This window comes from Burkholderia sp. LMG 13014, assembly GCF_905232215.1.
Taxonomy (GTDB): domain Bacteria; phylum Pseudomonadota; class Gammaproteobacteria; order Burkholderiales; family Burkholderiaceae; genus Burkholderia.
Window position 1 is genome coordinate 1 of record NZ_CAJNKE010000191.1, and the last position, 10,058, is coordinate 10,058.

The 10,058-nt window shown below is 67.3% G+C and carries 7 protein-coding genes and 2 pseudogenes; 1 reads left to right on the forward strand and 8 read right to left on the reverse strand.

Annotation, left to right across the window (positions count from 1 at the left end; all coding sequences use genetic code 11):
- Positions 1-499 precede the first annotated feature (499 nt).
- Positions 500-970, forward strand: coding sequence for an ATPase (locus JYJ84_RS19225; protein ID WP_089454113.1), 471 nt, complete (start codon positions 500-502; stop codon positions 968-970).
- A gap of 172 nt (positions 971-1,142) precedes the next feature.
- On the opposite strand, the gene JYJ84_RS19230 is transcribed toward JYJ84_RS19225, so the two are convergent.
- The 8 genes and pseudogenes from JYJ84_RS19230 to JYJ84_RS19265 all read right to left on the reverse strand — a co-directional run.
- On the reverse strand, positions 1,143-1,829 hold the full coding sequence (locus JYJ84_RS19230; protein ID WP_175223595.1) for a DUF429 domain-containing protein: 687 nt from the start codon (positions 1,827-1,829) through the stop codon (positions 1,143-1,145).
- Positions 1,830-1,838: 9 nt separating this feature from the next.
- The gene (locus tag JYJ84_RS19235) at positions 1,839-2,363 is read right to left on the reverse strand and encodes an HD domain-containing protein (RefSeq protein WP_122950278.1); all 525 of its coding nucleotides are present in this window, start codon (positions 2,361-2,363) and stop codon (positions 1,839-1,841) included.
- A gap of 124 nt (positions 2,364-2,487) precedes the next feature.
- Positions 2,488-5,955: pseudogene (locus JYJ84_RS19240) on the reverse strand (AAA family ATPase); the annotation flags it as partial.
- Positions 5,956-5,958: 3 nt separating this feature from the next.
- A complete protein-coding gene (locus tag JYJ84_RS19245; RefSeq protein ID WP_175223596.1) occupies positions 5,959-7,209 on the reverse strand; it encodes a DNA repair exonuclease in 1,251 nt (416 codons plus the stop codon).
- Positions 7,210-7,273: 64 nt separating this feature from the next.
- Positions 7,274-7,816, reverse strand: a complete 543-nt coding sequence (locus JYJ84_RS19250) for a CbrC family protein (protein WP_174962262.1) — start codon at positions 7,814-7,816, stop codon at positions 7,274-7,276.
- 78 nt (positions 7,817-7,894) lie between these two features.
- Positions 7,895-8,467, reverse strand: a complete 573-nt coding sequence (locus tag JYJ84_RS19255; protein ID WP_175223597.1) for a hypothetical protein — start codon at positions 8,465-8,467, stop codon at positions 7,895-7,897.
- Positions 8,468-8,627: 160 nt separating this feature from the next.
- Entirely contained in the window at positions 8,628-9,398 is a 771-nt protein-coding gene (locus JYJ84_RS19260) for a hypothetical protein (protein ID WP_175223598.1), read from the reverse strand.
- A 377-nt stretch (positions 9,399-9,775) separates the two neighbouring features.
- Positions 9,776-10,058: pseudogene (locus JYJ84_RS19265) on the reverse strand (hypothetical protein); the annotation flags it as partial.

Below are 10,058 nucleotides of genomic sequence, written 5' to 3' on the forward strand. Positions count from 1 at the left end.
ATCTGATCCGAGGATCAGCTCGCATCCATCAAGCGCCCACACTTATCGGCTGTTAATTTTTAAAGAGCGTTTCTGCGAGGAACTTCGTGTTTCTCAGCAGCGCTGCGTTTTCAGCAGCAGAGAAGCGAGATTATGAACCGTGTTTCGCATTTCGTCAACAACTTTTTAAACTACTTCGTTGCGACTGCGGGGCTCAACTTCCAGGCCAGTTGCGCGCTCTAGACTGCAGCACACCGCCAACCCTGCTTCCCTCTTCCGCGCCGCGTTTCCGTTAGCGCGAAAGAGGCGTGATTCTAAGCACCCGCCCCCAACTACGCAAGCCCCTTTGTGAAAATATTTTGAAAAAGCCCCCGTGCGCTGCCGCGCACGGGGGCTTGGGGCTCGACGGGCCGCCCATCGCGACGCGAGCCGCCCTCTATTGATGTGACGTATGCCCGTCGCCCCCCCCCCTATATATGAGGTTGCGGAACGGGCAAGGAATCCGGTGCCGTCGAGTATCATGCCGCGACCGAACCACGCACTCATATCCACGATGGACAGCACCACTCAACCCGGCGACGCCGACCTTCGCGACGAATATGCAGCGCTGCGCGAGCGCGCCATCATCCTGGAAGAACAGGCTCCACCGCTTCTGCAACGCATCTCGGATGTATTGCCGCGAATCAGCGGCGAATCCGAACTGGCAGACGAGCACCGCGAGCGACTCGTCGGCGCACGCAACGCGGCAATGGTCTCGATCGAAAACTATCAGCAGGCGATTCCTTTCCTGCAGACGGCCGACTCGATCATCGAGCAACTGGACAAGACGCCCGAGCGCGACGAAGACATCGAGTGGCGCGAATCGCTGCTGCAACGGCTCGACGAGCTGATCGACGTCGCAGTCGTGATGATCGACGATGCCGAAGGCTACTTCGAGCAGGCGCAAGCCTGCGATCTGGCCAGCGTGCCGAAAGCCATCCTCGAGGATTGAGCAGCGCCGCTCGGGATCGCATCGCGCACCGGTGTCACGTCGTGTGCGACAGCCATCCCGATGCTTGCCGGCCGGCAGTCGCCGCCTGACACCTTCGTCGACACACCGGCCGCCGCCCTCCCGAAAAAGCTCACCTTTTCGCTACGCCCCTGGCCCGGGCCGCGCGACACAGCTACGGTGCGTCGAGCACGATCGTCTCGTTCACGATCGGCACGCGGATATATCCGCCCTCCGCATCACCATACGCGTGCGCACTCCCGTCGATGACGTATTGCGCCGTCAATGCGCACAGGGTCGCGTCGCGCGCATCGACGGACTTCAGCGTCGACACGTCGATCCCCAGCCGCTCCAGCAATTGCCGGCGCTGGTTGCGTTTCTGCTTCGCGGACGCCACGGCCTTGCCCAGCATCGCGCAGGTGATCGCATAAGGATAGGTTTCGAAGCTCGTGCGGCCGCCCGCATAGCGTGCGCCGGTCAGCAGCGGATAGGCATCCGCGAGCGCGCGGTAGACGCGCTCTCCCATGAACATCCAGTCGAAGAAGCCAGACGTACTCGCGACCGCCTGCTCCCGCGACGGCGTCGGAAAGCACGAGATCCGTTCGCGCGCGAGCGCTTGCTCTGCCGCCCGACGCCCGCGCCCCGTCCACCACAGGCTCGGTGCGTCGACACCGACGGCCACGACGTCATGGGCGAGACACAGCGCAGGCACCGCCTCGGGCGCGATCTGCGCCTCGCGGCAAACGACCGTCGTTCCGCGCAGGATCACGAGATCGCATTGCTTCTTTTCGCCGCCCACATCGACGCCCGCCACGACCGGCGATTGCCGCGCGGCGGATCCGATGGAGCGGGCCGATCGCATGCAGGCGCCTCAGTCCGCCGGCCTTGCGTCGTAGGCGGTGTCGAAGATCGCCTCGAGGCCGGGATGCACGCCGCGCATCGGGTCGACGACCGACTTTGCCCAGTCGAAATACGCCTGCTTGCGCTCGAGCGGCCAGTCCGCGGGCGGATGCCGCGCGATGTCGCGCAGGTTGCAGATCTTGTCGGCCAGCTTCACGAGCTTCGCACGCCGGCTGATGGTCGCTGCATGCTCGACCTGCAGGCGCTTGCGCTCCTCCTTCGGCAACGACTTGTCGTCGGTGACTTCCATCACGATGTCCGCCACGTCCTTGCCGAACAGCCTCAGCAGTTCCTGCTCGGTCGTCTCGGTATCCTCGACCGTGTCGTGCAGCACCGCCGCGACGATCACACGCTCGTCCTCGACGCCGGCCTCGTTGGCCAGCACGTCGGCGAGCGCGATCGGATGATTGATGTACGGCGACGCATCTTCGTCCTTGCGCCGCTGATTGCGATGCTTGTCCGCCGCGAACGCGATGGCGGCTACCAGCTTTTTCATATTCCCCCCTCGTGTGGCCTGACCCGCGACCGGCAGAACCGGCCGCGTGTATTTCGGAACCGCACATACTACCTGTTCGCGATGAACCTGCCCGTGCGCCGGCATTCACGCAGGCCGCGCATCTCGCGCCCACCGGCGCGCGCTGCAGCTCGACCACGTTGACCCGCGCGCCGAATACATCTCTCACGAGCGGCAGCAGGTGGTCGTGGTGCGTCAGGAACAGCACCTGGGTTCGCGTCGACAGATCGCGCAACGCGTCGAGCCCGGCCTTCGCGCGCGCGTCGTCGAAGTTGATGAACAGGTCGTCGGCGACGAACGGCAGCGCAGTCCGGCTGCCGAGCTGCAGCTCCAGCGCCGCGATTCGCAGCGCGAGGAACAACTGGTCACGCGTTCCTTCGCTCAACCCCGCGACCTCGACCGATGCGCCCTTCGTCCGTCGTGCATACAGTGCGGGCGGCGTCCGTTCGGTATCGACGGTCAGCCGCGCGAATTCGCCCAGCGTGAGCCCCGCGAAAATTTCGCCCGCGCGCCTGAGCATCGGCCCCTGCTTCTGGTCGCGATAGCGATCCGTCGCCCACTTCAGCAACCGGCTCGCGGTGGCCGCCTCCAGATACTGCTCGGCTGCATCGCCCATCGCCGCCAGCGCTTCCTGCCGTTTCGACTCGGCAACGGCGGCATTCGCCTGCCCATCGATCGCACCGAACGCCTGATCGGCCACGACCTGCTGCTGTGAAAGCTCGTTGAGCCGCTTGCCGACATCGCCGAGCGACTGCTTCACCGCTTCAAGGTGCACCGGTACGTCGACGATGTCCTGCTCCGCGACTTCGGCTTCGACGGCAGACCGGGACAGGCCGTCGCCATCGCGCACCAGTGCCTCGTGCGCGGCATCGACTGCCTGCCGAAGCTGGCGCTGGCGATCCGAGCGTTCGGCCAGCGGCAGCGCCACGTCGATCGACGCGACGCCGGCCAGTTGCAGCAGCGGCTGAATGCGTGCATCGGCGCCAGCCACTGCGGCGGCCGCATCCGCGATCTTGCCGTCGGCCTGCCGCACGGCCTCGTCGGCACGACCAATCGCACGTGCAATTTCCCGGGCGGCCGCGAGGCGCATCGTCAGCCGGCGCGCGACGTCAGGCCAGTCGCCGCTCGTCAGCCATTCCGGTGCGAGCGCTTCGGCAAGCCGCCGTGCGCCCGCTTCGAGTGCGGTCAGCTCCGCGCGGATCGCGGCAATCCGGTTGCGCGGCGCGTCGGCGTCGGCCAGTTCGGCCGTCACCGCGTTGGCGAGCCCGAGCGCCCCTTCCACCGCGGCCAGCGTCGCCGCGCTCGCGGACAGCTTGGCGTCGGCCAGCGCGTCGCGCCATTGCGTGTGCCACGCATCGTAGGCCGTCTGCGCGTGGCCGGCGCGCGACTGCGCCGTCGCACACCCGCGCTCGGCTTCCCGCGCGCGGTCCTCGAGGCTGTCCTGCTGCGCGAGCGCTTTCTCGGCCGACTGTACGAAGGTCTCGGCGCTCGCGACGAGCGCCGCCAGGCCGTCCGACTCGCCGCCTCGCGACACGGTGCGCAGCGCCGTGCGCAATGCGCCTTCGGCACCGGCCCGTGCGGCGCGAATCGTGTCGAATTCGCGGCGCTGCCGGTCGAGATCGGCCTGCGCGGCGAACACCGTGTCGCGTTTCGCAAGCCAGTCGCCCATCGCTGCCAGCGGCATGCCGGGCACCGCGGCCGTCGTCGCAAGCACGGCCCATGCGTCGCGATGCACGGCGAGCTCACGCTCGCGCTCGTCCAGCGCGGCCTGCCTGCGCGTCACGCCGGCACGCGCAAACTCGACCTGCTGACGCAGCGACTGCAACGTCGCCGCCGCCTGCGTTGCGCCGAGCTGCGCATCGACGAGCTCGTCCGCAAGGCGAATCGCGTCGTCGACCGCAGGTGCGCCCGTTGCAAGATCGACCACGCCATTGCGGATATCACCCCATGCGCCGTCGCGCCGTGCACGCGCCGCCAGCACGTCGGCTGTCGTGACGACCTTGTGGTTCTCCGCGAAGTGCTTCTCCTGCAGTTCAAGCCGCTCGAGCTCTTCGAGCGCGCCGTCCCGCGCGTCGCGTGCTGCAGCGGCCGCGCTCGCGCGTTCACTATCTTCCTTCAGCAGCGCGCCGAGCCGCGCCGCCGACGGTACGTCGAGCGCCCTCAGCGTATCGACCGGCATGCGCCATTGGCCGAGCGCATCGAGTGCCCCAGCCAGCGCGCTTTCGGCAGCGGCAATTTCATGTTCGAGCGCCTGCTCGCGCTGGCCGCTGTTGCGAAAGCCCTGCGCATCGGCCAGCGCCGCACGCAGCGCTTCCGGCACATCGACGGTCGACAGGCGCGCCTGTTGTTCCCGCACCTGCGCAAGCTCGCGCGTGCGTTCGTCGAGCGATTCGCGCGCGCCGGCAAGCGCCTGATGCAGCGCGCCGTGTTCGCGCAACAGGTTTGCAACGGTCTTCAGCGACAGTGCCGTCGGCAGCGACGCACGCAGCGACACCTCGTCCGTCGGCCAGTCGAGCTGGGCGGCCGCGGCACACGCGGCGGACAGGTGCCGCTCGACGTCCGCGCCGAGCAGCAGCAGATCCTGCGCGTGATTCATGCACGCGCCGCGCAGCCGATCGAGCGCCTCGATGTCGGCTTCGAGCGCCAGCGTGTCGGCATCGGCGTCGATCGCATCGCGCGCCTGCCGTTTCGCGAGCAGGTCGGCACGCCGTTCCTCGAGCACCTTCTGTTCAGCCGCGAGATCGCCCTGCGCCTTCAGCAGATCGGCATACGCGGTGGGCGGCAACTCGACGACCGCGCCCAGTTCCGCCAGCGCCGCGTCCTTGACCGTCAGCTCCTTCAGATACGGCGCCAGCCGCCGGACGCGCTCGAGCTTCGAGCGCAGCGCTTCGAGCCGGCGCTGTTCGGCGCGCGCCTGCTCGATCTGCTGTTCGACCGCTTCGCGCGCGTCCTTGCGTTCGACCCAGTCGCGCGTGCGCACCTGGACCGTCTTCAGTTCGGTCACGGCTTCGTTGAACGACGATTCGGCGAGTGCAAACGCGCTGCCGCTGCGGCGCGGCGCCCAGAGCTCGACCGAACGCGCATCGAGCTCCTCACGCACCGGCCCGAGACTGCCGACACCGGCGGCCGATTCGAACAGCACCTGGCCGAGCTTGTCGGAGGCGTCGAGAATGCTCCGGCCGCCGTCGACCAGACGCCCGTGATCGAGCCCGAACATCTGCTCGAAGAATTCGCGCGTGGCGCCGTCGAGGATGGCGGCCAGATAGTCGTCGGGCAGCTTGTCGTCGGCGGGTGTGCGCAGCGGACTGCGCCCGCGCGCGCGGTGGAACGCGAGTTCGCCCGTGCCGCTCTCCAGCACGCCGCCGATCCGCAGTTCGGGCGTGCTGTGCAGGAAATCGAGCGGCGTCTGCAGCTTCATCCCGAACAGCAGTTCCGACACGGCCGTGCGGATCGTCGACTTGCCGGCCTCGTTCGGCCCCACGATCACATGGAAATCCTCGCCGGCCGACGGGAAACGCAGCGTCTCGTCGGTGAACTTGCCGTACTTGATCAGATCGAGCTGATTGATCCGCATCGCTTACTCCCCCCTCGCCAGCCGCGCGAGCAGAGCAGGCCCGACCTGTTCGACGAGCGCCGTGAGCTCGCCCGCACGCGCCATCGTCAACAACGGCACCTCTTCCTTCACGTCGCTGCGCACCTTGCCGACGAACGGTTTCAGGTCACGTTCAAGCAGTTCGAGGAAATCCGGATCGCGCGCGGCGTCGGCCAGGATCTGCTTCAGGTCCTCCAGCGCTTCGAGCTGCTCGCTTTCGCCTGGCTGATGATCGGCCGCGGACGTCGCGAGCCGGACCTTCTCGAGCCACAGCCGCTCGTTGCCGATGATGCCGATCTGGTTCAGCACCTCCGCACGCAACTGCGGCGCGCGGCCGAAGAAGAGACCGTGCGCGGGCGTGCGCCCCGTGACCGTCACGCGCACCGCGCGCGGCACGTGGCCGTCGACGGTCAGCAGCGCTTCCAGCGACTGGCCGATCTTTCTCGACAGGTCGGCAACCGTCAGGCAATCGGACGCGTCGACCGACACGGCTTCCCAGCGCAGCACGTCGAGATACAGACGCTCGACCTGCGTGCGGCCTGGCTCGACTGTCACGAGCACCGCACCGCGGCGGCCCGTCTCGCGGATATGGCGGCCCTGCAGGTTGCCGGGAAACACCACCGTGGACGGCCCCGACCATTGCTGGAATTCGTGCACGTGGCCGAGCGCCCAGTAGTCGTAGCCTTTCGCGTGCAGTTCGGCCAGCGTGCACGGCGCATAGTTCGCGTGCGCCGCATAGCCTTCGAGCGCCGTGTGCAGTACACCGATGTTGTAGTAACCGGGCACCGGGTCCGGATAGCCGATCGCGAGATTGTCGACGACCGCCTTGTCCTTGAAGCTCTGCCCGTGCAGCGCGACGTCGAATTCCGGCAGCGTGTGGGTTTCCGCCTTGCGGTGGCCGAACACGGTGACGTTGTCGGGCAGCGTCAGCTTCTTCGTCATCTCGCTTTCGGCATCGTGGTTGCCGCCGAGGACGAACGCGCGGATGCCGGCCTTGCGCAAGCGCCCCATCTGCTGGCCGAAGAAGATGCCCGTGTTGTGATCCTTCCAGTCGCCGTCGTACAGGTCGCCGGCGATCACGAGGAACGCGACTTCCTCTTCGATCGCACGATCCACGAGCTGCCGCAGCGCCTCGCGCGACGCGTTGCGCAACTGCGCGGCCGGCGCATCGGGGTACGCGCTCAGGCCGTGCAACGGGCTGTCAAGGTGTATGTCTGCCGCGTGGATGAACTTCACGAAGATTCCTCTGTTTCATGACGATGGGGCTTGCGATCGCCGTGCGATGCCGCCAGCCAGGCCATCAGTCGCAATCCTGGTAGCCGCCGAGTCCGCCGCAATGGAGGCAGCGAAACATATACGCTGTCGGCGAGCCGTCCTTGTCGAGTGCGGCAAAGAAACGCTCCCACTCGCCGCCCTCGTCGAGTCCGGTCGACTCCCGAATCGACGCCACTGCCTGCGGGCCGAGCGCGGTCAGTTCGCCGGCGCCTGCACGGCCGATGAACTGCGCGCCATCGCCGCAATGCGTCCACCACCGTTCCTGCTGCCAGCCCTGAAAGCCCGGCGTGCGACGGGCGATTTCGTCGACGACCGCGTCGGGCACTTCGTCCCATTCGCCACCGCCGATGCCGTACGTGTCGGTAAAGGCTGCGTCGAGCCGCGCGTGCGCCGAGCCGTCGGCGATGCACCACGGGCAGATGCATTGCTCATACTCGTCGACCGCATACACGGGGCCAGCGTACACGTAACCGCGCACAGCGCCGCAACAGACGCAGCGCGCGTCCGAGCGGATCACGCTGCCCGTTGCCAGCGGGTCGGGATGGTACCTGAAAGCGGGTAACGACATGAGGCTCTCCGTCGATCCGGTAGGTGGGGAATCACGCGATGCGCATTCGAACGGCCATCGTGCCACAACGCGACCGTGTCACCGAGGAACCTCGGTCTCGACAAACGAGCCGTTCACGAAACGATAAAAACGATGCGTGGCACCGCCGCGTGCGAGATATTCCCACCGGATGTCGATACCGGCCGGGTCGTCGCGCCATGCGATCGCCAGGTACGGCGATTGCGCTCCATCATCGGTTTCGAGCGAAACGGAGTCGATACAGCTTTGAACCGGCAGCGAGAAGCGCGGCACCGCACGGGCGCCGTGCAGTTCCAGCACGTGCAGCACCCCTTCTTCGCCCGCGCCGCAATATCCGGTCGGGCGGATGTTCGACGAGCGGTTGACGACGACCAGCAGATAGTCTTTGCCGTCGATCCGCTTCAAACGGTCCGACGGGAACGCGACGCTCGATGCATCGGCCAACACACGGCGGAGCTCCACCGGCACGCTCAGTGCCGATTTCTGGTGGTGGGCGGCATCGACCTCGAACAACCGCGGGCGCACCCATTCGATCTCGTGACCGTTGGCGAGCCGCACCGATTCGGGCGCCGGCGTTTCGGCGGAGGCAACGGTGGCATGCGAGGCCAGCAGCGCCAGCGCCGCGAGCTTCAACACCATCGATTTCGTCGGGCTGATCCGAGTCCGCATGAATCGCGCAGGATTGTCGTGAAGTTCATCGTATGCGTCAGCAGGTCGTTCGGGCAGCGCCGATTCAGGATCGCCCCGCGTGCGTCGTTCGTCACGACGCACGCGACCGATCCACGACGTGCCGTCACTCCCCGCGCGGTACCGGCGGCGGTGCATAGCCGTTGTCATTGCCGGGGAACGGATTCGCGTTGCGGCGCAGCGCCTCCTCTTCGTTCTCCTTTTGCGCGAACAATGCGACGCCGATCACGCCGACGTTCGCGGCATCGCCATACTTCGAGTTCGCGACATAGCTGTCGGGTACCGCCGCGAAGCGGAATGCGGCGACTTCGTCGCGGCTCTTGCGGAAGCCCTCGATCGTCAGCGTGCGGCCCGGATACAGCACGTAACCGCCATTCGTATAACTGCCCGGCCGCCCCGACAGCACGTCGAGCCCGTCGACGCTCGACACGACCTCGAACGTGCGGCGTCCCTGGTTGCGCAGCACGATCATGTAGCGCGAACCTTCGACGCCCGCCATGTGCCAGCGGCCGTCGCTGCGCGCCAGACGCAGCGGCGCGCCCTTTTCGTCCGTGAACGACAGCGCGATGTCGCCGTTGGCGAGCGCGACGCGGGTCGGCAACCGGCTAACCTGGGATGCGGGCAGGTGTCCGGGCAACGCATCGTTGTAGTAGACCGATGCGAGATCCGTCGGCTTCGCCGGATTCGCGCGTTCGAAATCGACCTGGCGGGTTTCGGATCGAACCGACTCGCCCCACGCCGTGCCGAGCCCATGGCGTTCGCTGGCGTCCGGTGCGGCGGCGGACGCACGGGTGCTGGCGGACGGCGGGGGCGACGCTGCGCAGGCAGCCAGCCAGAGCGCGCAGGCGAGCGCGAGAAGACGGAACAGAAGGGTCATGACGTGAGGCCTCGGAATGTTATCGGGCCGCGCCGGGCTGGCCGGAACGGCGTTTTGGTGTCGTCTGTCGTCACGATGTCGATCGGACATGCATACCCGTATCGGCCGGCGCCGCGATCGCGGCGACCGGGCAACCAACCGGGAGCCCCGCTATTTAAGCATGGTGGGCGGGCAATGGGCAGGGGGTGCGCACGCCGCCCGTTGCGGGCCCGTGCCGGTGGGCATCGGGCAACGCGCCCGTATGTGTCGCGTCGCCGGATCGACGGCGAACGCCGACGCATCCCTGTATCGAGGATGCGAAGAACGGCGCGCCGCGCGCCAATAAAAAAGCCCGGCCCGCATCGAAGCGGGCCGGGCCGTGTCGGGCAGCGTGACGCTTACAGCGCGCCACCTTGTGCCGACGCCGAACCCTTCAGGCCGACCGATGCGCCACCCTGCACCGAGTTCGTCGCGCCGTCGAGCGCCTCACCGGCCTTCGCCTTCGCGCCGCCGGCAACATCGCCCGCCGTCGACACCGCGCCTTGCGCGTGGCTCTTTGCCGTGCCTGCGACGTGCTTCACGTGCGATTTCGTCGAGTGGACGGCCGATGCGGCGGCATCCTTCGCCGTGCCCGCTGCCGAACCGACCGCATGCGTCGCACCGCCAACCGCGTTGCCGGCT